The organism is Ensifer sp. (assembly GCF_031989085.1).
In the GTDB taxonomy this organism is placed as follows: domain Bacteria; phylum Pseudomonadota; class Alphaproteobacteria; order Rhizobiales; family Rhizobiaceae; genus Ensifer.
The window spans coordinates 665,077-687,578 of the sequence record NZ_DALZXU010000002.1 but is presented as its reverse complement, the minus strand read 5'-3'; the positions used below and the strand labels follow the sequence as shown (position 1 = coordinate 687,578).

General features: G+C 62.4%; 19 protein-coding genes. 13 read left to right on the top strand and 6 right to left on the bottom strand.

Annotation, left to right across the window (positions count from 1 at the left end; translation table 11 throughout):
• The first annotated feature begins 240 nt into the window (after window positions 1-240).
• The 9 genes from RTP54_RS16030 to RTP54_RS15990 all read left to right on the top strand — a co-directional run bounded on the left by RTP54_RS16030 (window position 241) and on the right by RTP54_RS15990 (window position 12,344).
• Window positions 241-1,590 carry an adenylate/guanylate cyclase domain-containing protein gene (locus RTP54_RS16030; protein WP_112809648.1) on the top strand — a complete coding sequence of 450 codons (1,350 nt, stop codon included), beginning with the start codon at window positions 241-243 and terminating at the stop codon, window positions 1,588-1,590.
• 8 nt (window positions 1,591-1,598) lie between these two features.
• The gene (locus RTP54_RS16025; protein ID WP_312364071.1) at window positions 1,599-2,549 is read left to right on the top strand and encodes a polysaccharide lyase; all 951 of its coding nucleotides are present in this window, start codon (window positions 1,599-1,601) and stop codon (window positions 2,547-2,549) included.
• A gap of 124 nt (window positions 2,550-2,673) precedes the next feature.
• Entirely contained in the window at window positions 2,674-4,566 is a 1,893-nt protein-coding gene (locus RTP54_RS16020) for an ABC transporter ATP-binding protein (RefSeq protein ID WP_112809646.1), read from the top strand.
• Window positions 4,563-6,464, top strand: coding sequence for an ABC transporter substrate-binding protein (locus tag RTP54_RS16015; RefSeq protein ID WP_112809645.1), 1,902 nt, complete (start codon window positions 4,563-4,565; stop codon window positions 6,462-6,464). The genes RTP54_RS16020 and RTP54_RS16015 overlap by 4 nt, the downstream gene beginning before the upstream one ends.
• 1 nt (window position 6,465) lies before the next feature.
• Window positions 6,466-7,464 carry an ABC transporter permease gene (locus tag RTP54_RS16010; RefSeq protein ID WP_112809644.1) on the top strand — a complete coding sequence of 333 codons (999 nt, stop codon included), beginning with the start codon at window positions 6,466-6,468 and terminating at the stop codon, window positions 7,462-7,464.
• Window positions 7,461-8,636, top strand: coding sequence for an ABC transporter permease (locus RTP54_RS16005; protein ID WP_112809643.1), 1,176 nt, complete (start codon window positions 7,461-7,463; stop codon window positions 8,634-8,636). The genes RTP54_RS16010 and RTP54_RS16005 overlap by 4 nt, the downstream gene beginning before the upstream one ends.
• A 75-nt stretch (window positions 8,637-8,711) precedes the next feature.
• Entirely contained in the window at window positions 8,712-9,929 is a 1,218-nt protein-coding gene (locus RTP54_RS16000) for a glycosyltransferase family protein (protein WP_112809642.1), read from the top strand.
• Window positions 9,930-9,933: 4 nt separating this feature from the next.
• Entirely contained in the window at window positions 9,934-11,178 is a 1,245-nt protein-coding gene (locus RTP54_RS15995) for a glycosyltransferase (protein WP_312364068.1), read from the top strand.
• Between the two features lie 2 nt (window positions 11,179-11,180).
• Window positions 11,181-12,344, top strand: coding sequence for a glycosyltransferase (locus RTP54_RS15990; RefSeq protein ID WP_312364438.1), 1,164 nt, complete (start codon window positions 11,181-11,183; stop codon window positions 12,342-12,344).
• Here the strand turns inward: RTP54_RS15990 and RTP54_RS15985 are convergent.
• Entirely contained in the window at window positions 12,322-12,996 is a 675-nt protein-coding gene (locus RTP54_RS15985) for a class I SAM-dependent methyltransferase (protein ID WP_112809640.1), read from the bottom strand. The genes RTP54_RS15990 and RTP54_RS15985 overlap by 23 nt on opposite strands.
• A 319-nt stretch (window positions 12,997-13,315) precedes the next feature.
• On the opposite strand from RTP54_RS15985, the gene RTP54_RS15980 reads away from it, so the two are divergent.
• The 4 genes from RTP54_RS15980 (at window position 13,316) to RTP54_RS15965 (ending at window position 17,988) form a co-directional block, all read left to right on the top strand.
• On the top strand, window positions 13,316-16,018 hold the full coding sequence (locus RTP54_RS15980) for an ABC transporter ATP-binding protein (RefSeq protein ID WP_112809639.1): 2,703 nt from the start codon (window positions 13,316-13,318) through the stop codon (window positions 16,016-16,018).
• Window positions 16,019-16,110: 92 nt separating this feature from the next.
• The gene (locus RTP54_RS15975) at window positions 16,111-16,575 is read left to right on the top strand and encodes a cyclic nucleotide-binding domain-containing protein (RefSeq protein ID WP_112809638.1); all 465 of its coding nucleotides are present in this window, start codon (window positions 16,111-16,113) and stop codon (window positions 16,573-16,575) included.
• A gap of 99 nt (window positions 16,576-16,674) precedes the next feature.
• Entirely contained in the window at window positions 16,675-17,436 is a 762-nt protein-coding gene (locus RTP54_RS15970; RefSeq protein WP_312364065.1) for an FkbM family methyltransferase, read from the top strand.
• Between the two features lie 132 nt (window positions 17,437-17,568).
• Window positions 17,569-17,988: a CBS domain-containing protein gene (locus RTP54_RS15965; RefSeq protein ID WP_112809636.1), complete on the top strand. Its 420-nt coding sequence runs from the start codon at window positions 17,569-17,571 to the stop codon at window positions 17,986-17,988.
• An 87-nt stretch (window positions 17,989-18,075) separates the two neighbouring features.
• Here RTP54_RS15965 and RTP54_RS15960 read toward each other — a convergent pair whose 3' ends face one another.
• The 5 genes from RTP54_RS15960 to RTP54_RS15940 form a co-directional block, all read right to left on the bottom strand.
• Window positions 18,076-18,780: an OmpW family protein gene (locus RTP54_RS15960; RefSeq protein WP_312364062.1), complete on the bottom strand. Its 705-nt coding sequence runs from the start codon at window positions 18,778-18,780 to the stop codon at window positions 18,076-18,078.
• 187 nt (window positions 18,781-18,967) lie between these two features.
• The gene (locus RTP54_RS15955; RefSeq protein WP_312364436.1) at window positions 18,968-19,714 is read right to left on the bottom strand and encodes an ATP-binding cassette domain-containing protein; all 747 of its coding nucleotides are present in this window, start codon (window positions 19,712-19,714) and stop codon (window positions 18,968-18,970) included.
• Window positions 19,708-20,520 (bottom strand): ABC transporter ATP-binding protein, encoded by an 813-nt coding sequence (locus RTP54_RS15950; RefSeq protein WP_312364060.1) that lies wholly within the window; start codon window positions 20,518-20,520, stop codon window positions 19,708-19,710. The genes RTP54_RS15955 and RTP54_RS15950 overlap by 7 nt, the downstream gene beginning before the upstream one ends.
• A complete protein-coding gene (locus tag RTP54_RS15945) occupies window positions 20,517-21,368 on the bottom strand; it encodes an ABC transporter permease (protein ID WP_112815286.1) in 852 nt (283 codons plus the stop codon). The genes RTP54_RS15950 and RTP54_RS15945 overlap by 4 nt, the downstream gene beginning before the upstream one ends.
• Window positions 21,365-22,318 (bottom strand): ABC transporter permease, encoded by a 954-nt coding sequence (locus RTP54_RS15940; protein WP_312364434.1) that lies wholly within the window; start codon window positions 22,316-22,318, stop codon window positions 21,365-21,367. Before RTP54_RS15940 ends, RTP54_RS15945 begins: the two co-directional genes overlap by 4 nt.
• Between the last annotated feature and the right edge of the window lie 184 nt (window positions 22,319-22,502).

Genomic DNA, 22,502 nt, shown 5'->3' with positions numbered 1-22,502 from the left:
GGACACGATCGAAACAAAAATCGCGCGCGCCTCTGGAAATTGCAGAGGGCCATCAATATCTGCAACATATAAGTGCCGCATTCCGGGTGCCTGCACGTCATCGACGCTGGAATGGGTTGGAGCATTTTCTTAACGGGCACGTATCATCATCACCCGCTGCCAGCGAAGGCCGACACCGTGTCGGGCCGTTCGCCCATCGCATTGGGGATGGTGGACTGTCTGTCACGGTGAGGACGCGAAATGGGCCCGGTAAACGACAACGTATCTGAAATCCTGATCGACAAGGTGGCAGACTGGCTGATGCGGACGTCGCTCAGCGACGAGTCGCTGGAGACGATCGTCAAGGGTTTCTGCGAGCGGCTCGCTGCGGCCGGCCTGCCGCTGATGCGCGTGCATTTGTCCTTTTCGATGCTGCATCCGCTCTATGACGCGCTCGGGTTCACCTGGGTGCGCGGCAAGGGCGTCGAGGTCAGCGGCCTCCGGCACGAGGAACTCGCGCTCAACCCGGAACGCTTTCTGCGAAGCCCCTATTATTACCTGCTCAACAACAACCTCGAGCATGTGCGCCGACGCCTCTACAAGGACACGCCGTCCGAGTTTCCGATCTTCGACGAACTGAAGGAGCAGGGCGCCACCGACTACATCGCCTTCATGCAGTCGCTTGGCGCCGATTCCGGCCACGGCATGGTCGGCTCCTGGACGACGGACCGCCATGGCGGCTTTACCGACGACGTGATCGGCGCGCTGTTGCGGTTGCAGAACCATCTGGCCGTCGCCGCCAAGATGGCCGTTCTCGGCAAGCTCGCCGACAACATGCTAACCACCTATCTCGGCTCGAGCGCCGGCCGGCGCGTCATGAGCGGACAGGTCCGGCGCGGCGACGGCGAAACGGTGCGCGCCATCCTGGTCATGGCGGATATGCGCCGATCGACCATGCTTGCGGAAAAAGAAGGGCGGCAGTCCTACATCGAGACGTTGAACGGCTATTTCGACGCCATTGCCGCGCCGTTCAACCGCAATGGCGGCCATATCCTGAGCTTCGTCGGCGATGGCTTCCTGGCAGTCTACCCTTGCGGCCGGCACAAGGAGCCCTCAGAGTTTGCTGCCCGCGAGGCCTTCGGCGCGGTGCGGGCTGCAACCGCGCGCATGGAGATCCTCAATTCCGAGCGACGCAAACAGGGACGGGATCCAATCGGCTACGGCGTCGGGCTGCATGTCGGCAACGTCATGTTCGGCAATGTGGGCCTGCGCGACCGTTTGACGTTTTCGGCCTTCGGCTCGGCGGTCAACGAGGTGCAGCGGCTGCAGAACCTCACCAAGAAATACGCCCATAGCATCGTCGCCAGTGAGGCCTTCGTCAATTATTGCGGCGGGGACTGGACGGCGCTCGGCCAGGAAAAGCTGCGCGGCGTGCGGCAGAAATTCACGATCCTTTATCCGCATGAGGCTGCCCTTCTGCCCAAGACGGACGAACGCCTCGACGACGTATTGCAGGATGGACTTTCCGAGGCGGAACATGTCATGCTGCTTCATCGCAACACGCGCCCGTTGCAACCTCCGCGTGGCCTGATCGACAAGATGCTTCAGTAAGGATCTCGATGTTCCGCACCGTCCTCATCGTCGCCAGTTTCCTCCTCACCGGCGTCGCGGTGGCGCAACCCTGGGAAACCAAGCTGTACGACGGGTTCGAGGGTAGGGACTTCTCACCGGATGGCGGGTTGTACTACCGCGAAAATTTCGAGCAGAGCGCGGGAACGGTCGAGTTTCAGAGTGCGGTCAAGCGCAACGGCAATGGCGGGCTCAAGCTCAGCGTCGTGCCGACATGCCCGGACTCGCTCGACGGCTGCAGCGAGCGGGCGGAAATCTGGGAGAAGACGGCGTTGCGGGTGCCCTATGATCAGGGCATCTGGTATGGCTTCTCGCTCAAGTTTGCCGATCCGGTGCCCTCTGGCGACCACCGCTACCTGGTGGCGCAATGGAAGCGCGAGATCGACCCGGGTGCCGAGGGCGACTTCAGCCCGTTCCTGGCGTTGCGCATGAATTTCGGAAAGCTCTTCGCAACGGTCGAGACCAATTACATCGCGCCGGTTTCGGTCGGTCCTGACGGTGTCGCAGCCGCTTGCAGGCCCGGTGAAGTACCCGTGTGGGGCCGGCCGGGTGTCAACCAGATGCGCATGCTCGTGGCCGCGGACCAGTCGTGGCGCGCTGACGACGGCAATCTGTTCAACGCCTGCACCGATGCGATCGTCGTGACGAACCATGGCAATCCGTTGCCGGACCCCAAGTCGGGCTGGATCGATTTTGCGATCTATACGAAGCCGGGGGCCGACGGCAGCGGCCATATCGAGCTCTACGCCAACGGTAAGCCGATCTTCACGGTGAAGGGCCATATCGGCCACGCCGACAAGGGGCTCGGGAAGAACCAGTACTTCAAGTTCGGGCCGTATCGCGCCGCCGACGTAACGGACTGGACGCTCTATTACGATGATTTTCGCCGGTCTCCGAACTGTTCCGACCTGCTTCCGCAAGCCGCGTGCCCCTCGCCCTGACCGTCGCGGCGCAATCGTGAACTATGCTGTGGTTGCAAGGGCCTACGCTGGACAGCCCCACGAAGCTGCGATAGTCTTTTTTTAGAGGCGGCGGATACAAGGGCAATGAGGGAAGTGTGCTGCGATGACATCAGGGGCGGACCTGCTTCGAGTTGAAGGTCTGCGGATCACATTCTCGGTGCTCGGCGGCAAGGTTGAAGCCGTCAAGGAAGCGAATTTCAGAATATTGCCGGGAAAGGTAACCGCCCTCGTGGGCGAATCCGGCTCGGGAAAATCGGCCATCAGCCAGGCGGTCATGGGCATCCTGCCGAATGTCGCTCGGGTGGGCGGGCAGATCCTGTTCAATGACCCGCAGGCCAGCGGCAAGCCGATCGATCTGCTGTCGCTGGAGCGCGAAGGCGAGGAGATCCGGGCCCTGCGCGGTACCCGCATCAGCAAGATCTTCCAGGAGCCGATGACATCGCTGTCGCCGCTCCATACGATCGGCAACCAGATCTCCGAAGTCCTTAAAATTCATACGGATGCGGAAAAGCCCGAGCGGCGCGCCCGAACGGAAGAGTTGCTCGGCCTGGTCGGGTTTTCCAACCCGAAGCGCGCCTATGACATGTATCCCTTCGAACTGTCGGGCGGCATGCGCCAGCGGGCGATGATCGCCATGGCGCTGATCTGCCGACCGGCGCTGCTGATCGCGGACGAGCCGACGACGGCGCTCGACGTGACGGTGCAGGCGCAGATCTTGCAGTTGTTGCGCGAGCTGCAGGTCAAGCTCAACATGGCGATGCTGCTGATTACCCACGATCTCGGCGTGGTCGCCAACATGGCCGACGAAGTCGTGGTCATCTATCACGGCCAGATCGTCGAGGCCGGTCCGGTCGACGCGATCTTCCGCAACCCGCAGCATCCCTACCTCAAGGGCCTGATGGCCGCTGTGCCGCATTTCGACATGAAGCCCGGCGAACGGCTGAAGGCGCTGCGCGAAGTGCCGGTCAAGGCGGGGACCCTGCTTGGAGCCAAGGGCTCCGACAAGGCGGCCGGTCCGGACGTTCTCCTGTCCGTGCGCAATCTTTCCAAGACCTATGGGACGCGCAAGACATCGTGGTTCGGCAAGAAGGACCCGTCGCGCCATCGCGCCGTCGACAATGTCAGCTTCGATATCCGCCGCGGCGAATGCCTGGGGCTGGTGGGAGAGAGCGGTTGCGGCAAGACGACGGTGAGCAAGATCCTGATGCGGGCGATCACGCCCGACGGCGGCAGCGTCAGCTTCGATGACGGCGAGGGACCGATCGATGTGCTGAGCGCCGAAGGCGATGAGCTGAAGACGCTGCGCTCGAAGATCCAGATGGTGTTTCAGGATCCGGTATCGTCGCTCTCGCCGCGCATGACGGTGAAGAACATCCTGAGCGAGCCGCTCGAAATCCATGGACGCGGCACGGCAAAATCACGCGTGGAGACGGTGCGCTCGCTGCTGCAGGCCGTCGGTCTCGACCAACGCTTCATCAACCGCTATCCGCACAGTTTTTCCGGCGGCCAGCGCCAGCGCATCGGTATCGCGAGGGCGCTCGCGCTCGTGCCGCAACTCCTGATCTGCGACGAGCCGGTGTCGGCGCTCGACGTTTCGGTCCAGGCGCAGATCCTCAATCTGCTGAAGGACCTGCAGAAGGAACTCGGGCTGACATGCCTGTTCATCTCGCACAACCTCGCGGTCGTCGACTACATGGCCGACCGGATCGCGGTGATGTGCGCGGGGCGCATCGTCGAGCTTGCGCCGCGCGAGATCCTGATGCGCAACCCGGTACACCCCTATACCAAGTCGTTGCTCGCCGCCGTTCCCTATCCGGACCTCGATCGCCCGCTCGACTTCGATTTGCTCAAGGCGAGCGAGGGCTCGGACATGCGGCGGTGGGGGCCGCAGTTCAATGACGACGGCGCGGAAGACGCGCTCTCGCCCGCCGATCTCGGCGGCGACCATTACGTTCTGGCACGAAAGTCAGTGGATGCTAGGGAGTTACGGCCATGATCACTCGCCGAACTGCACTCGCCATGCTCGCAACAGCGGCCTTTCCGAAATACCTTCTTGCTGCCGCCAGCGAGCCGAAATTCTTCGAGGCGCTAATCGCCGAGGGGAAGCTGCCGCCCGTCAATGAGCGGTTGCCCAAGACGCCGCGCGTCATCAATGTCGCCGGCATGGGGCGCCAGCCGGGTAAACACGGCGGTACCGTCCAGAGCCTGATCGGCAGCGCCAAGGATATCCGGTTGATGACCGTCAACGGCTATGCGCGCCTTGTCGGCTACGACGAAAAGCTTCAGATACAGCCCGATGTGCTGGAGCGCTTCGAGACGGTGGAAGACCGGATCTTCACTTTCCACCTGCGCGAGGGGCACAAGTGGTCGGACGGTAGCCCATTGACGACGGAGGACTTCCGTTATTGCTGGGACGACGTGCTGCTCAACGAAAAACTGAGCCCGGCCGGCCTGTCGACGGCACTGGTGATCGACGGAGAAGCCGGGAAGTTCGAGGTCCTCGACGAAAGGACCGTGCGCTATTCCTGGTCCACGCCCAATCCCGACTTTCTGCAGAAGCTCGCCGCTCCCCAGCCGCTGGTCGTGGTGATGCCGTCCGCCTACCTCAAGCAGTTCCACGACAAGTATCAGGACGAGGACAAGCTCAAGGCTCTGATGAAGGAGCAAAGGGTGAAGAAATGGAGCCAGCTGCATATGCGCATGGCTCGGTCCTACCGCCCCGAGAACCCCGACCTGCCGACCCTCGACCCATGGCGCAACACGACGCCGTTGCCGGCGGAGCAGTTCGTCTTCGAGCGGAACGCCTATTTTCATCGGGTTGATGAGAACGGGCTGCAATTGCCCTATATCGACAAGTTCGTGCTCAATGTCAGCTCCCCGGCACTGATCCCGGCGAAGGCCGGAACCGGGGAAAGCGATCTGCAGGCGACCAACATCGATTTCATCGACTATACGTTCTTGAAGGATGCCGAAAAGCGCTATCCGGTGAAGGTGCGGCTCTGGAAGAAGACGCAAGGGTCGCGCGTCGCGCTTCTGCCCAACCTCAATTGTTCCGATGCGGTCTGGCGTCCGTTGCTGCAGGATGTGCGCGTCCGCCGCGCCCTGTCGCTGGCGATCGACCGTTCGGAAATCAACAAGGCGGTCTTTTACGGCCTGACCAAGGAAAGTGCCGACACGATCCTGCCGGAGAGCCCGCTGTTCCGGCCCGAGTTCGCCTCCGCCTGGATCGCCCATGATCCGGTACAGGCCAATGCGCTGCTGGACGAGGCGGGTCTTGTCAACCGCAGCAGCGATGGCATTCGCATACTGCCCGACGGCCGCGCTGCGCAGATCGTCGTAGAGACCGCCGGCGAAAGCACGCTCGAAACCGATGTTCTGCAACTGATCACCGACTACTGGCAGAAGGTCGGTATTTCGCTGTTCATTCGCACCTCGCAGCGCGACACATTCCGCAGCCGCGCCGTCGGTGGTGAAATCGTCATGTCCATGTGGTTCGGGCTCGACAACGGCGTGCCAAACGCGGCGATGAACCCGGGGCAACTGGCACCGACGGCCGACGACCAGCTGCAATGGCCGGTCTGGGGGCTCAATTATCTCTCGCATGGCGAAATGGGCCAGGCGCCCGACCTGCCTGCCGCCGTCGAACTGTCGGAGTTGCTGCAGCGCTGGCGTCGTTCCACCGAGGATACGGAGCGTGCGGAAATCTGGGGCAAGATGCTGTCGATCTATACCGACCAGGTCTTCTCGATCGGCATCGTGAACGCGTCCCTGCAGCCGATCCTGGTTGCCAACAAGATCAAGAACTTCCCCGAAGCAGCGCTCTACGGTTTCGACCCGACGAGCTATTTCGGCGTCTACAAACCCGATACGTTCTGGATCGAGCAGGAAGGCTGACATGCTGCGATATATTCTGTGGCGCATCGCGGCGATGGTTCCGACCTTGCTGATCATTTCAGCGCTTGTCTTCACCATCATCGAACTGCCGCCGGGCGACTACTTCGAAAGTTATGTCGCCGAAATCCGGGCACAGGGCGAAGGCGTCAACATGGAGCAGATCGAGGCGCTCCGGAAGGAGTACGGCTTCGATCAGCCGCCTCTGCTGCGCTATGTCCACTGGCTCGGCGGCATGCTGCAGGGCGACTTCGGCTATTCCTTCGAATACGAGTTGCCGGTCAGCGATGTCGTCGGCGACAGGTTGTGGCTGACGATCCTGGTCTCCTTCGTCACCATCATCTTTACCTGGCTGATCGCGTTTCCGATCGGCATCTACTCGGCCACGCATCAGTACAGCTGGGGTGATTACGGCCTGTCGCTGATGGGCCTCATCGGGATCGCCATCCCGAACTTCATGCTGGCGCTGATCCTGATGTACTTCGCCAATATCTGGTTCGGGATTTCGATCGGCCACCTGATGGATCAGAAGTACCTGGCCGAGCCCATGAGCTGGGCGAAGGCAAAGTCGATCCTGGAGCATATATGGATACCGGTCATCATCGTCGGTGCGGCGGGAACCGCGGGCATGATCCGGCGTCTGCGCGCCAATCTGCTCGATGAATTGCAGAAGCAGTATGTCGTGACCGCCCGCGCCAAGGGCCTTTCGCCGATGCGCACGCTGGTCAAGTATCCTCTCAGGATGGCGCTGAACTTCTTCATTTCGGACATCGGTTCCATCCTTCCGGCGATCATTTCCGGCGCGGAAATCACGGCGATCGTTCTGTCGCTCGAAACGACCGGTCCGATGCTGATCAAGGCACTGCAGAGCCAGGACATGTACCTGGCCGGTTCGTTCCTGATGTTTCTCGCGTTTCTGACGGTTATCGGCGTGCTGATTTCCGATCTCGCGCTCGCCATACTCGACCCCAGGATACGGCTGCAAGGCAGGAGCACCAAGTGACGTCATTCCTTCCGGCGCCCGGCGAACCGTTGCCGCACTACGTATCCACGGCCCCTTTCGATCCCTATTCCGTCGAAGCGATGACGGAGGAGCAGGTGCGGGTGAACCAGGCCTCGCAGCTGCGGCTGATGTGGTGGAAGTTCCGGCGGCACAAACTGGCGCTGATCTCCGGCATTTTCCTGGTTGCGCTCTACCTGATGATCCTCATCTGCGAGTTTCTGGCGCCCTACAACCTGCATACGCGCAATGTGGACTACATCTATGCGCCGCCGCAGTCGGTGCACCTGTTCCATGAGGGCAAGTTCGTCGGCCCGTTCGTCTACGGGCGCACGATGGAACTCGACATGGAAACGCTGAAGCGCAACTACACGGATAACCTCAAGGACGTCGAGCCGATCCGCTTCTTCTGCCGCGGTGACGCCTACAAGTTCTGGGGCCTGTTCGAAAGCAACGTGCACCTGGCTTGCCCGGCGAAGGACGGCCAGCTTTTCCTGCTTGGCACGGACAGGCTCGGCCGCGATGTCCTTTCGCGCATCATCTATGGCGCCCGGATCTCGCTGACCATCGGCCTTCTCGGCATTACCGTCAGCTTCGTCCTCGGTATCGTCATCGGCGGTCTGGCGGGCTACCATGGCGGCGTCTTCGATCTCATCGTCCAGCGCGTCATCGAAGTGCTTCAGTCGATCCCGAGTATTCCGCTCTGGCTGTCGCTTGCGGCGATCATGCCGGCGACGTGGAGCCCGATCCTGATCTACCTGGGCATCACGATCATCCTGGGTCTTCTCGACTGGACCGGGCTTGCCCGGGCGGTGCGTTCGAAGCTGCTGGCCTTGCGCGAGGAGGATTATGTCCTTGCGGCGCAGTTGATGGGCGCCAAGAGTGGCCGCATCATCGGCCGGCACCTCGTTCCGGGCTTCATGTCGCATCTGATCGCCACGGCGACGATCTCGATCCCCGGCATGATCCTCGGCGAAACCGCGTTGAGCTTCCTCGGATTGGGCCTTCGTCCCCCGATCACCAGCTGGGGCATCCTCTTGACCGAGGCGAAAAGCGTAAGCGTCATTGCTTTCTATCCCTGGCTGCTGTTCCCAACAATCCCGGTCATTTTTGTGATTTTGGCGTTCAACTTCTTGGGAGATGGGTTGCGCGATGCCGCCGATCCCTACAAATGAGGTTCGTTTCAACGCCGGCCGAAAGCCGGCGTTGCGAATTTTGGTTCGTTTTTTGCTGAGCGAAAGGTTTCTGGCATGACTCGGCGCTTAGAAGATGCCCGGATTCTCATGTACAGCCACGACACGTTCGGGCTCGGTCACCTGCGCCGATGCCGCACGATCGCGCATTCGCTGGTGGAAGACTATCGCGGCTTGAACATCCTGATCATTTCGGGCGCGACGATTGCCGGCGCGTTCGATTATCGTGCGCGCGTGGATTTCGTGAAGATCCCGAGCGTCATCAAGCTGCACAATGGTGACTATACGTCTCTCGACCGCCATATCGAGCTGGATGAAACGCTGAAGATGCGCCAGTCGATCATCCGGCACACGGCCGAGACGTTCAAGCCTGATATCTTCATCGTCGACAAGGAGCCCATGGGTCTGCGCGGCGAAGTCGAGGAAACGCTTACCTACCTCAAGGCCCACGGCACGACGCTGGTTCTGGGGTTGCGCGAGGTCATGGACGCGCCGCATCTGCTGGAGGCGGAGTGGAAGCGCCGCGACACGATGCGCAAGATCGAACAGTACTACGATACGATATGGGTCTATGGCCCGCCGGATTTCTACGATCCGCTGACCGAACTCGAGGTGCCGCCTGCGGTGCGCGAGCGGATGAACTTCGTCGGCTTCCTGCAGCGTAGCGTGCCGCGGGAAGAATTGCCCGGACACAAGCCGGACGGCGACTACATCCTCGTGACGACAGGCGGTGGCGGTGATGGCGCCGACCTTATTCACGACGTGATCCATGCCTATCAGCAGGATCCGGAACTGACGCACAAGGCGCTGATCGTGCTCGGGCCCTACATGCCGGTCAAGAAGCGCGAAAAGCTGATCCGCAAGGGCAGCAAGATCCCCTATATCAAGATCATCGAGTTCGACAACCGGATGGAAGAGCTGATCGCCGGCGCCAAGGGTGTGGTGGCGATGGGTGGATACAACACCTATTGCGAGATCCTGTCCTTTGACAAACCGGCGTTGATCGTGCCGCGCATCCAGCCGCGCGAAGAGCAGTTGATCCGAGCGCGCCGCGCCGCCGAGCTAGGGCTCATCGAAATGCTGCTGCCGAGCGAGGCGGAGGATCCCTTGCGGTTTGCCGCCGCATTGAAGGCATTGCCGCAACGCGCCCCGCCATCGAAGGGCTGTGCCAACGGCCTGCGATTGGAGGGGCTCGTGCATATCTCGGATATCGTCGGGGGCTGGCTTGGCGACCAGTCGAACGAACATCTGAGCATCGTGAAGAAATCGAGCTGAAGCATTGCCAACAGACCGCAAGATTGCCGTAGTTCTGAAGGGATACCCGCGCCTTTCGGAAACCTTCATCGCGCAGGAACTGCTCGGACTTGAAAGAGCCGGACACGAACTCGTGCTCATCGCGCTCAGGCGCCCGACCGACGGCAAGCGCCATCCGGTGCACGACGAGATCCGCGCCGACGTGCATTATCTGCCGGAGTACCTGCACGAGGAGCCGCTGCGGGTCCTGAAGGGACTGGTCCGTTCACTGCCCAGGCCGGGTTTCTGGAAGGCGCTTTCGCTCTTTGCCCGGGATCTTGGTCGCGATCTGACGCGCAACCGCTTCCGCCGCTTCGGGCAGGCCCTGGTGCTGGCATCGGAGTGGCCGGGCGATCCGCGCTGGCTGCACGCCCACTTCATCCACACACCGGCCTCCGTGACCGCCTATGCAAGCGTCATCGCCGGCACGCCCTGGAGCTGCTCGGCGCACGCCAAGGACATCTGGACCTCGCCCGACTGGGAGCTTTCGGAAAAGCTCGGTCGCGCACGCTGGACGGTGACCTGCACGCAGATGGGACATCGGCATCTTCAGAGCCTCACGTCGCAAAAGTCTCGGGTACATCTGAGCTATCATGGCCTCGACCTCGAGCGTTTTCCGCATTTCGATGGCCAGCGTTCGGTACGCGACGGTTCAAGCGCTGACGATCCGGTCCGCATCGTCAGCGTCGGTCGTGCGGTCGGAAAGAAGGGCTACGACGTGCTGCTCAAGGCCCTTTCCCTGTTGCCTGAGGATCTGCACTGGCGCTTCGAGCATATCGGCGCCGGTGAATTGACGACAAAGCTGAAGGTGCTGGCGGGCGAACTGGGGATCTCGGACCGGATTGCCTGGAAGGGCGCGCTCGATCAGACCGATGTGCTTGCCCATTACCGCAGCAGCGACATTTTCGCGCTCGCCTGCCGGGTGACCGCGGATGGTGATCGCGACGGCCTGCCGAACGTCTTGGTCGAGGCGTCGAGCCAGCGGCTCGCCTGTATCTCAACTGCGATATCAGGCGTGCCGGAGCTGCTCGTCGATGGCGAAAACGGCCGTGTCGTCCCGTCGGAAGATGCGCCCGCACTGGCGCAGGCCCTGGAGCAACTGATCCGCGATCCCGAATACCGCCATCGCCTGGGGGGCGCCGCCGAGCAGCGGGTCCGGGCGCACTTCGACCATCACTCCAGCATCGCGCAACTGACCACCCTGTTTGCGAACGAATGGAAGGCGGCGTGACGATGCGGCAGGCGCGGGTCTTCTTCTATGTCCAGCACTTGCTCGGCATCGGGCATCTGGCACGGGCAAGCCGTATCGCCGACGCGCTTGCTGCCGACGGTTTCGACGTCACGGTGGTCACCGGGGGCACGCCCGTTCCCGGTTTTCCGGCGGCTGGCATCAAGCATGTGGCCCTGCCGCCGGTCGTTGCCGGAGACAAGGGCTTTTCGGGCCTTGCCGACGGCGAGGGAAACCCGGTCGACGACGATTTCAAGGCCCGCCGGCGGGACATGCTGCTTGAAGCTTTTGGTGAATGCGATCCCGATGTGGTGATTTTCGAAGCGTTTCCGTTCGGGCGCCGCCAGATGCGGTTCGAACTGATGCCCTTGCTCGAACGCATCGAGGCGACAAGCCCGCGGCCGCTGGTGGCGACGTCGCTGCGCGATATCCTTCAGGAGCGAAACAAGCCGGGTCGGGCCGAGGAAATGCTGGCGCTGGTGCAGGCGCACTTTGATCTGGTGCTCGTGCATGGCGATCCGGCGTTTGCCCGGATCGAGGAGACCTTTCCTTTTGCCCATGAGATTGCAGACAAGGTCGCCTATACCGGGCTCGTCGCCGGCAGCCCGCCGGCGGCACCTTCGGAACATTTCGATGTGCTGGTTTCGGCCGGTGGCGGCGCCGTCGGCAAGGAGCTGATCGGCGCCGGTCTCGAGGCCGCCAAGCTCCTGCCCGCCGAACTGAGCTGGTGCCTCATTACGGGTCCCAATCTGCCGCAGGCCGACTATGACGCTTTCGAGGCCAGTGCTCCCGGCAATGCCAAGCTGTTCCGATTTCGGCGCGATTTTGCCAGCCTGCTTTCGGGCGCGCGGCTTTCGGTCTCGCAGGCCGGATACAACACGGTCTGCGATATCATTCGCGCCGGCTGCGCATCGCTGCTGGTGCCGTTCACGGCAGGCGGCGAGACGGAGCAGACGACACGGGCCTTGCGACTGGAAAAGCTTGGGCTCGCCGGTGTCCTGCCGGAGAGCGAGGTAACGCCAGCCCGTTTGGCGCACCACGTCGAGACGCAGCTGACGCGTGCGAAGCCCGCGATGCCGCCGCTCGACCTCGAAGGAGCGGCCCACACCGCGGCAATCCTCCGCGAGCGGCTTTCGCTGATGCCGGTCAGACCTTCCCGATCAGCATGAAGCGCGTGTATTTCTTCGTCGGCAAGGCGCCGGCGAAATCGAGAGTGGCGAGTTTGGCCTGATCGGCGAACGCCTCGATGGTTTCGACGCAATTGATATGCGTCGGTTCGCTGAAGTAGTCGTTGGACTGAAGAAGCACGCGTGTTCCCTTGGGGATCATGTCGAGCCAGCCCCGCAGGTCGGCAATGTGCTCGCAACTGGTGTTGACTATCAGGTCCGCGCCAAGGCGCTGATAGTCGATCGCGTACATATCGGCGGTCACGGCCCGGAAGCGTTCGGCAAAGGCGGCGTTCAGGGTGTGGGCAACCGTCTCGACCGACGGGTCGATGTCATAGCTCTCGGCCATGGCGATCTCGAAACGACAGTCCTCGAGCAACATCGCAGGCAGGATCCCGTACCAGCCGCCGAGTACGACAATGCGCTCATAGGACTTGCCTGCGGCTTTCAGCAGCGTGTCGCGCGCCCAGAGCTTGCAGGCGACCTGCTTGTGATTGAAGGCGTTGGCGATATCGGCGTCCGGGTGCTTGGCGATAACCCTGGCGATGCCCGCGATCAACGGGCTCGCGGTATAGGCGGCAATTCCACGCGTCAGGTCGAACGCATTTTCGTACCAATCGCTCACGGGAAGCTGGGGATGGCTGGTGTGTTTCATGGCGTCGTTGTAAGCTGGCGGACAATCGAGCGCAACAAGGGCGTCGTTTGCCCCCCGGACGATCCGTCTGTCGTTAACAAGCCTGGATGCTGATCTCAACGCTGACGGTCTGTGTCCATTGCGGATTTCTCGTGCTCCTGCATAATCTAATAGACCGGATTCGCGGATCCGGCTCAGGTCTTGCCGAAGCACCGTCGCGACAGAACGCCTGTGGCGGCATCGTCGAAGTGCATGACATAACAGGCATGTCGCAGCCGGGAATGGTGGCAGCTCGCGCCGCATACGTCGTAGTGTTCAATAAGGTCCCGTTGCCAGAAACATGGAATCACGCCTCTCCCGCTACATTTGGAATCATACGCGCAAGGACCAGCTCTGGATCCTCGTGATCGTCGCGCTGTCGATGATCCCGTATTTCCTGTCGTTCGATCTGCCCAAGCAGATTGTCAACGGACCGATCCAGGGCGACGGCTTCGACAGTCCGGAAGCGACCCAGGCGTTCCTGGCGTTGTCCTTCGACCTGCCTTACGTCGGCACGATCAATCTCTTCGACGGCTTCCAGCTCGGTCGCGAAGGCATGCTTCTGGCGCTGAGCCTCGTCTTTCTGCTGCTCGTCGTCATCAACGGTCTCTTCAAGTTCTACATCAATACCTTCAAGGGCAGGCTTGGCGAGCGCCTGTTGCGGCGCATCCGCTTTGAGCTCGTCGACCGCGTCCTGCGATTTCCGCCGACGCATTTCAAGCGGGTGAAGCCCGCCGAAATCTCGACGATGATCAAGGATGAGGTGGAGCCGCTCGGCGGCTTCACCGGCGATGCCTTCGTGTCGCCGGCGCTGCTCGGCGGACAGGCGCTGACGGCGCTGATCTTCATCCTGCTGCAAAGCTTCTGGCTCGGGCTGATTGCCACGGTCATCGTTGCCGTGCAGGCGGTCATCATTCCGCGCATGCGTAAGCGGCTGCTCGTGCTTGGGCGCGAGCGCCAGCTGACGGCGCGTGAACTGTCGGGGCGGGTGAGTGAAATCGTCGACGGCATCGGCACGATCCGCGGCTACGACACGTCCAATTTCGAGCGTGCGGACATTGCTTCACGGCTCGCACGGATCTTCAAGATCCGCTACGACCTCTATCAGTGGAAGTTCCTGGTCAAGTTCATCAACAACTTCCTCGCCCAGGTGACGCCGTTCCTGTTCTACTCGATCGGCGGCTATTTCGCGCTCCAGGGCCGGCTCGACATTGGCCAGCTCGTCGCGGTCATCGGCGCCTACAAGGATCTGCCCGGGCCGCTGAAGGAGCTTATCGACTGGGATCAGGCGCGCCAGGACGTGCAGGTCAAATATGCGCAGGTGGTCGAACAGTTCAGTGTCGATCCACTGATCGATCCCAAGGTTCACGCAATTGCAACGGCAAGCCCCGAGCCGCTGGTCGGACCGTTGGCCGCCATCAACCTGACCGTGACCGACGACGGCGGTGTGACGCTGCTCGATCACGTCTCGCTGCAGGTCCAGCCGGGTGAGGCGGTTGCACTCAAGGGCGGCGGTGAAGTGCTGGCCGAAGCCTTTGCACGGCTGATCTGGCCGGCGGGTGGTCGTGTCGTCATCGGAGGCCAGGACATTCTCGACCTGCCGGAATCGGTCACTGGCCGCCGGATTTCCTATGCGTCTTCCGATGTCTACGTGTTTCAGGGCAGCCTTGGCGACAACCTGCTTTATGGATTGAAGCATGCACCCCTGACCGATGTCCAATATGAGGGCGAGCGCGCTGCCCACCGCAAGTGGGAACTGGTCGAAGCCAAGCTGGCCGGCAACCCGCACTTCGACGTCAACAGCGACTGGATCGATTATCAGGCCGCAGGCGCAACCGGGCCGGACGATCTGCTCATCAAGATCCGGCCCGTTCTCGACGCTGTCCTCTTGACCAACGACGTGCTTGCGCTCGCCGTGCGCTCGACCATCGATCCGAACCGCAATGCAGCCTTTGCCGCCGGGATCGTCGAAATGCGCAGTGCGTTGCGCGAGCGTCTCGAGACGGAAAAGTTGAGCGACCTCGTGGTGTTCTTCGAGCCTGGTTCGTACAACATCGAAGCAACGATCGGGGAAAACCTGCTCTTCGGCACGATCACCGATCAGGCGATGTGGGATGACGCGCTCGAAGGGCATCCGTTCTTCAAGACCGTGCTGCAGCGTGTCGGCCTGCGCGACGTCTTCTACGAGATGGGCCTGGAGATCGCGGAGAACGTCGTCGAACTGTTCCGCGACTTGCCGCCGGATCACCCGTTCTTCCAGCAGTTGACCTTCATGACGGCCGAGGAGATCCCCGTTTACGAAGCGCTGTTGCAGAAGGTGAGGGGCCGCCCGCGCGCCGACGTCGCCGAGGATGACCAGGTCAAGATCATCCGCCTGTGCTTCGGCTATATCGAGCCGCGCCACCGTTTCGGTCTCCTGACGGACGAACTGATGGCAAAGATCGTTGCGGGACGTCGCGAATTCGACGAGGGCCTGCCCGCGGATCTCGCCGGCATGATCGAGCACTATCGCCCCAACCGCTACATCGCCTCCGGCAGCATCATCGACAACGTCCTCTTCGGCCGCATCGGCCACAAGCATGCGGACGGATCGGAGAAGATCCGCGCGATCGTGCGCGACCTGTTCGAGGCCGTCGGTCTCTATAATGAAGTGCTCGCCTTCGGCTTCGATTTCAACGTCGGCGCCGGCGGCAAGCGCCTGACCGCCGGGCAGAGACAGAAGCTGGATCTGGCGCGGGCGCTGATCCGTATCTGCGATTTCTATATCTTCAATCAGCCTCTGCTCGCGCTTGACCAGCGGGTGCAGGAACAGGTGATCCGCAACGTCTTTGCGCTTCTGCGGCAGGATGGGCGCAATCCGGCAATCGTCTGGGTGGTGGCCAATCCGGCTGTCATGGAGTTGTTCGATCGGGTGGCCGTCTTCGAGAATGGCCGCCTGCTTCGCGACGAGACTACGGAAGTGGGGGCTAACGAAGGACCCGACTATAAGGAAATGGCATCTTGATGTAATATTAATGTCAGGGCACGAGCATAAGGTCCCGCAGCCAAGCGGGACACAGGTTGCCCCCGACCGAATACTGGGAGAAACGGATTGTGATGTTGCTCAAGGATGAAGTGGAAATGCTGCGCCGGATAACCCTGTTTTCAGGATTGCCGCCTGCAAAATTGAAACTCCTCGCCTTCACGTCCGATCGGGTCATGTACAGTTCCGGAGAAGCGCTTTTCTACCAGGGCGATATCGGCGACGCCGCCTATGTCATCCTGTCGGGCAAGGCCGACGTTCTGGTCACCACTGCCGGCGGACCGCTGAAACTCGCCGAAGTCGAGCAGAACTCGATCGTCGGCGAAATCGCCATTCTCTGTAACACGCCGCGCACGGCGACCGTGCGCACGACGACCCCGCTCGAAGCGCTGAGGATCCGCAAGGACGATTTCCTCAAGCTGCTGGCCGACTTCCCCGAGATGGCCGTTGAAATCATGCGGGTCCTTGCCGACCGCCTCAGCCAGACGACGGCCGAATTGACCGAAGCGCGTAGCCGAAACGAACGCATGGAAGCGTGAGGTCGCGTCAGGGTCATGCGCCGATGGCATGTCCCTTGCGCATGGAAGACCTCCGCAAAAACGATTCCGCTTGGCCGGGATATGGGCTAGAGAAGCGCCATGCGTGCGATCACCTATTTCTGCAAGACCGTTCATTTCCCCGACAAGCCTGAGAAGAAGCGCTTTTTTGCGCGCCTCCAGAGCGGCGAATGGGAGCCGTGCACCTTTCAAAATATCGAGCGCCTCGTCGATGCCGAAACGACCTTTGTCGATATCGGCGGCTGGATCGGCGTCACACCCTATTGGGCAGCCCAGATCGCCGACAACGTCATCACCGTCGAGCCCGATCCGGTCTGCTTCGGCATCCTCAAGGAAATGGAGCCGCAGAATGAAGGCGACGTCGCGCTGATCAATGCGGCATTGTCCGAAGACGATGTTCTGGTGTTGAATTCTGTCGGCGGCGGTTTCGGCAGTTCGGAGACCTCGGCGCTGATCGCCGACGATACCGGGCAGGCGATCAAGGCGAAAACCATCACTATCGCCGAACTGCAATCGATGGCGCGCACCGACAGGCTGTGTTTCAAGATCGATATCGAAGGCTACGAATACCGGTCGCTCGCTCAGTTTCGCGACATCGACCGCAAACGGACGACCGGCGTTCTGCTTGCCGTGCATCCGCAGATCCTGTTTGCTTCGCTGAGCGGGCCGGCCATCGTCAGGGCCTTTCGTACTGTCGCGGCCACCTGCGGGCTCGTGCGCAGCTTCCGCGGCTTCCGTCTCGACAATCCGCAGGCGATCTGGACCGCGCTCAAGAAGTCCATCGCGCGGCGCGAGTTCCGCGGCTTCGATCTGCTCTTTGTTTCCAAAACCACCGGCCGCTAGAAGGCTGCACGTTCGGCAGTCGCGTCGGTGAACTTGCGCGGACGAAATCGTTTGCGCTGCCGCGCAGGTGCCACCAACGATTGGCCACGATCTGTGGTTATGATGCCTCCTTTCAAACCGAGGGAGGATCCGATGAAGACTTGGGAAGCGATGCACCCCGGCGCCCGCTGGATTGCGCCTGAAACGGATTTACGGACCGTCGCGCGGATCATGCGCGACGAAGACATCGGCGCCCTGCCGGTCGGCGAGGACGATCGCCTCATCGGCATGGTGACGGATCGCGACATTGCGGTGCGCGCCTGGGCAAACGGCCACGATGCGGCGACGCTGACCGCCCGCGACGTCATGACCAGGGACATCGTCTATTGCCGCACCAGCGAGACAATCGAGGATGCCGTGCGCCTGATGGAGACCCGCAAGGTCAGGCGGCTGCCCGTCATCGATGACGAAAAGCGCATGGTCGGCATGCTGTCGCTCGGCGACATCTCGCACGCGACCAGCCGCGAACTGACGAGCGGTCTGGTGAAGGCCGTCACGGCACATCACGCCTGAAGCGAGTTCGTGCCTTTGCTTCGCCCTCGCCGCCTGGCGGCGAGGGTTGTCGGGCGTCGATCAGACGCCATACCGCTGATGCCAATGTCAGAAGCGGTAGCTGATGCCCGTACCGATCAGCCAGGGGTCGAGCTTCACCTTGCCGGTCACGGCACCTGCGCCCGGCAGGGTCGCGCTGACGTCCGTTTCCAGGAACAGCTTCTTGACGTCGAAGTTGATGCCCCAGTGATCGTCGAGCTTGATGTCGACGCCCGCCTGCAGGGCGACGCCGAACGTATTTTTCAGGTCGAAGCTGGAGAAATCGCCCTTGGCCTTCTCGTTGTAGAACATGGTGTAGTTCACGCCGGCGCCGACATAGGGCTTGATCGTGTCGGTCAGATTGACGTGGTACTGCAGCGTCAATGTCGGCGGCAGCAGCCATGCCTTGCCGATCTCACCGAGCCCCGCGATCGAGCCGCTGCCTCTGGCCGTGTGCGGCGTCGTGCCGAGGATCAGCTCGGCGGCAATGTTGTCGGTGAAGAAGTAGGTGATGTCGAGCTCGGGCACCACCGAATTGCTGACGCCGACCTTCTCGCCGTCGAGTGCGCTGCCATTCAGCTGCAGCGAGGCCCTGTCCTCAGGCAAGACGGCAAGAGCGCGGGCGCGGATCATCCACGGGCTCTGCTCGCTGATCGCCGGCAATTCCGGGGCGGGTTCGCTCGGTGCGGACAGGTCCGCGGCGCGTGCCGCAGTGACCGAGGCCGCCAGCAGGAAAAATGCGGCGGCAGTTGGCAGGATGGAGCGAGTAGACATGATTCCGGACCCCCAGAAGAGTTTAGACATTGCCGATAGGGCTGTTGGCGGCAGGGAATCTGCGGCCGGCGGCACTATGGGCGACGGGGCTCGAAGAGGGGTTGTTCTAGATCAAGGCCATGCGTTGATTGACGCGGTGAGCGGCGCGGCGGATTCGGTCCGGCCGACGCTTTCGCCCGCGCAGCGCTCAATCCGGCATGCGCGGAATGCTGGCAAGCAGCCGCTGCGTGTAGGGATGCTTCGGGCTGGCGAGAATATCGTGGGTCTTGCCGCTCTCCACCACCTGTCCCTTTTCGAGGATGACCATCTCCTCGCAGAGTGCAGCGACGACGCCGAGGTCGTGCGACACGAACACGAGCGTCAGCGATGCCGACAGGGTCTTGAACAGCTCGACGATCCGGATGCGGGTCGACAGATCAAGCGCGCTGACGGCTTCATCGGCAAGGATGATCTGCGGGCGCGCAACGATGGCACGTGCGATCGCGATGCGCTGGCGCTGGCCGCCGGAGAACTCGTGCGGATAGCGCTGCATGGCGTCGAGGGGCAGTCCGACGGCCTCCAGTGCCTGGGCGACAGCGTCCTTGCGCGGCCCGGCGATACGCAGGGATTGCAACGGCTCGGCAATGATGTCGAGCACCTTCTGGCGCGGATCGAGCGAGGAGTAGGGGTCCTGGAAAACCGGCTGCACCGCGCGGCGATAGCGCCGCATGAAGGCGCTGTCGCCGGGGTCGAGCGCGTCGTCACCGAACCGGATCGTGCCGCTTGTGGGGCGCTCGAGCCCCAGCAGCAGCCGCAGCAGCGTCGTCTTGCCAGACCCGGACTCGCCGACGAGGCCGACGCTCGCCCCAGTGCGCACGCTGAACGACACGTCGGACAAAACCTTGCGGTGACGGGAATAACCGAAGTTCACATTCTGCAGGTCCAGCATCATGATCCCGTTCCCCCCAGCGCTTCATCGAACATGCGTGCGGCATCGACGAGGGCCCGGGTATATTCGTGCGAGGGACTGGCGAACACGTCGACAACCGCACCTTCCTCAAGCGCGACGCCGTCGCGCAACACCATGACGCGCTCGACCACTTGCGCGACAACCGGCAGGTCATGGTTGATGAAGAGCAGCGCCATTCCCGTTTCGCGCACCAGTCCGTCGAGCAGCCTGAGGATTTCGGCCTGCGTCGTGACGTCGAGGGCGGTCGTCGGTTCGTCAGCGATCAAGAGCTTTGGCCGGCACGCAAGCGCCATGGCAATCGCGACGCGCTGGCGCTGGCCGCCCGAGACTTCGTGCGGGTAGGCGTTGGCAATGCGTTCCGGTTGCGGCAGGGCGACCTTGTCGAGGAGATCAAGCACCTCGCGGTCGATCGCCGCCCGTGATGGTCGCTGTCCGTCTCGCGCCAACCTGCGGCGGACCGGTTCGGCAATCTGCTTGCCGATCTTCATCAGGGGATCGAGCGCCGTCAGCGGCTCCTGGAAGACGACGGCGGTTGCGACGCCACGCAGCCGGTTCAGGTGCTTTTCATCCGCGCCGACCACCTCCTGGCCATCGAGCACGATCGACCCGCTGACGGAAATGTTTGCCGGCAACAGCCCGGTGACGGCCATGGCAGTCATGGACTTTCCCGAGCCGGATTCGCCGATCAGGCCCATGCGTTCGCCGGCGCCTATGGAAAACGACAGGTCCGAAACCAGCGTCTTGTTGCCAGCGCGCACGGTCAGGCCCTGAACGGAAAGCAAGGCGCTCATCGTGATCTCCCGCGTGTGGGATCGCCGACATCCCGCAGCCCATCGGCAAGAAGGTTCATGCCGATGACCAATGCGACAAGCGCGATGCCGGGTGCAATCGCGCCGACGGGTGCTGTGTAGACCGTGCCCTGCGCTTCCTGAAGCAGCCGGCCCCAGGATGCGTTTGGCGGTGGCGCGCCGAGGCCGAGATAGGAGAGCGACGCTTCCGCGATCACGGCGAGGCCGAATTGCAGCGCGAAGTTGACCGAAAGCGTCGGCCAGATGTTGGGCAGCACGTGACGCAGGACGACGCCCGGCCAGGAGGTGCCTGAGGTGCGTGAGGCGACGATGTAGTCCTGGCGCAGCACGCGTTTTGCCAGGATGCGGGTGAGGCGGGCGACGATTGCCGAGATCGCGAGCCCAAGCGCCAGGATCGCGGACCACAGGCTGGCGCTGTCGCTGGCGGCAACCACCAGCATCGCCAGCAGCAGCGTCGGAAAGGCGATGAGGATATCGAGGGTGGCGGCCATCACGTCATCGAGCAGGCGCGTGGCGAAGGCCGCGAGGATGCCGAGCGTCACGCCGATGGTGGCGCCGATTGCGACAGCACCGGTGCCCACGATCAGGGCGGTGCGTGCGCCGATCATGATTTGCGTCAGGTAGTCGCGGCCGAGCCGATCCGTGCCGACCCAGTGCAGCAACGACGGCGCTTCGAGGCGACCGCCCGACGCATTGAGCGGATCGTAGGGCGTCCAGAACAGGGTGAGAAGGGCGACCGCGACATTGAGGCCGACCAAGGCAAGGCCGATGGACAGAGCCAGCGAGTGTTTGCGGGCCGGCCGGTCGGCCGAAAGGTCCTGCGCGCTCATGTGGCGGCTCCTGTCGCGCGTTCGCGCAGGCGGGGATCTATGACGCGCTGGGCGAGGTCGGCGGCAAAGCCGATTAAAAGCACCAGTAGGGTCGAGATGAACAACACGCCCTGGACGTTCGGGTAGTCGCGCTGCTCGATCGCGAGCAGCAGCATCGAGCCTAGGCCAGGCAGTGCAAACACCCGTTCGACCACGACGGCACCCAGCAAGGTCGTCGCCAACTCGATGCCGAGGATCGAGACGATCGGCACGGCGCCGTTGCGGATGCCATGGCGGATCAGCGCCTCCGGGAAGCTCGCGCCGAGCGCGCGGGCGGTGCGCAGGTAATCGCTGCCGAGAACGTCCTGTGTCGCCGAGCGGATGTAGCGGATCAGCGAAGCGGCCATCACCAGGCCGATCGTCAGCACCGGCAGCGCCAGCGCATAGCGCACCTGGCCTTCGTTTTGCCAGCCGCGACGGGGGTAGCCGCCCGACGGAAAGAGCCGGAGATTGACCGCAAAGACGGTGACGAGCAGGATCCCCACCCAGAAGACCGGAATGGCGATGCCGAGCTGGGAAACCGTCGAAATGGCTGCGCCGTACCAGCGGTGGGCCTTGACCGCCGAGAGAATGCCGAGCGGAACCGCGATGATGACGGCGAGCACAAAACCCAAAAGCGCCAACGGCACGGTCACGGTCAGGCGCGTGGCGATCTCCTCGATGACGGGTTTGCCGCTGACGAAGGATGTTCCGAGATCGAAACGGGCAAGGCTTCCGACGAAACGCAGGAACTGCTCATGAAGCGGCAGGTTCGACCCGACCTGCTCGCGCGCGGCCTCGATCTGCTGCTGGTCGGCACCTACGGAAAGAAGCGCATTCGCCGGGTCGCCCGGGAGCAAGCGCAACAAGACGAACAGCACCACCGCCGCGATCAGCAACGACAGGATCAGGATGGCAAAACGGCGCAGAATATAGGCGAGAATGGCTGGCTTCCTTTCGTCCGACGGGTGCGACACCTGGAGCCGGAGCGCTGGCTTTTGCACAAAATCGACAGGGAGGCTACTGCATAATCCCTTATATCCTCACAGATTTCAGTGGGATCTGCAGCGTGTTTGGAAGGCGGCTGCGTTCGTGGCGAGCAAGTCTGTCATTCGT

Bases quoted from the DNA above. Each gene is read 5' to 3' on its own strand.
- RTP54_RS16030 (WP_112809648.1), top strand. From the start codon at position 241: ATGGGCCCGGTAAACGACAACGTATCTGAAATCCTGATCGACAAGGTG.
- RTP54_RS16025 (WP_312364071.1), top strand. From the start codon at position 1,599: ATGTTCCGCACCGTCCTCATCGTCGCCAGTTTCCTCCTCACCGGCGTC.
- RTP54_RS16020 (WP_112809646.1), top strand. From the start codon at position 2,674: ATGACATCAGGGGCGGACCTGCTTCGAGTTGAAGGTCTGCGGATCACA.
- RTP54_RS16015 (WP_112809645.1), top strand. From the start codon at position 4,563: ATGATCACTCGCCGAACTGCACTCGCCATGCTCGCAACAGCGGCCTTT.
- RTP54_RS16010 (WP_112809644.1), top strand. From the start codon at position 6,466: ATGCTGCGATATATTCTGTGGCGCATCGCGGCGATGGTTCCGACCTTG.
- RTP54_RS16000 (WP_112809642.1), top strand. From the start codon at position 8,712: ATGACTCGGCGCTTAGAAGATGCCCGGATTCTCATGTACAGCCACGAC.
- RTP54_RS15990 (WP_312364438.1), top strand. From the start codon at position 11,181: ATGCGGCAGGCGCGGGTCTTCTTCTATGTCCAGCACTTGCTCGGCATC.
- RTP54_RS15985 (WP_112809640.1), bottom strand. From the start codon at position 12,996: ATGAAACACACCAGCCATCCCCAGCTTCCCGTGAGCGATTGGTACGAA.
- RTP54_RS15980 (WP_112809639.1), top strand. From the start codon at position 13,316: ATGGAATCACGCCTCTCCCGCTACATTTGGAATCATACGCGCAAGGAC.
- RTP54_RS15975 (WP_112809638.1), top strand. From the start codon at position 16,111: ATGTTGCTCAAGGATGAAGTGGAAATGCTGCGCCGGATAACCCTGTTT.
- RTP54_RS15970 (WP_312364065.1), top strand. From the start codon at position 16,675: ATGCGTGCGATCACCTATTTCTGCAAGACCGTTCATTTCCCCGACAAG.
- RTP54_RS15965 (WP_112809636.1), top strand. From the start codon at position 17,569: ATGAAGACTTGGGAAGCGATGCACCCCGGCGCCCGCTGGATTGCGCCT.
- RTP54_RS15960 (WP_312364062.1), bottom strand. From the start codon at position 18,780: ATGTCTACTCGCTCCATCCTGCCAACTGCCGCCGCATTTTTCCTGCTG.
- RTP54_RS15950 (WP_312364060.1), bottom strand. From the start codon at position 20,520: ATGAGCGCCTTGCTTTCCGTTCAGGGCCTGACCGTGCGCGCTGGCAAC.
- RTP54_RS15945 (WP_112815286.1), bottom strand. From the start codon at position 21,368: ATGAGCGCGCAGGACCTTTCGGCCGACCGGCCGGCCCGCAAACACTCG.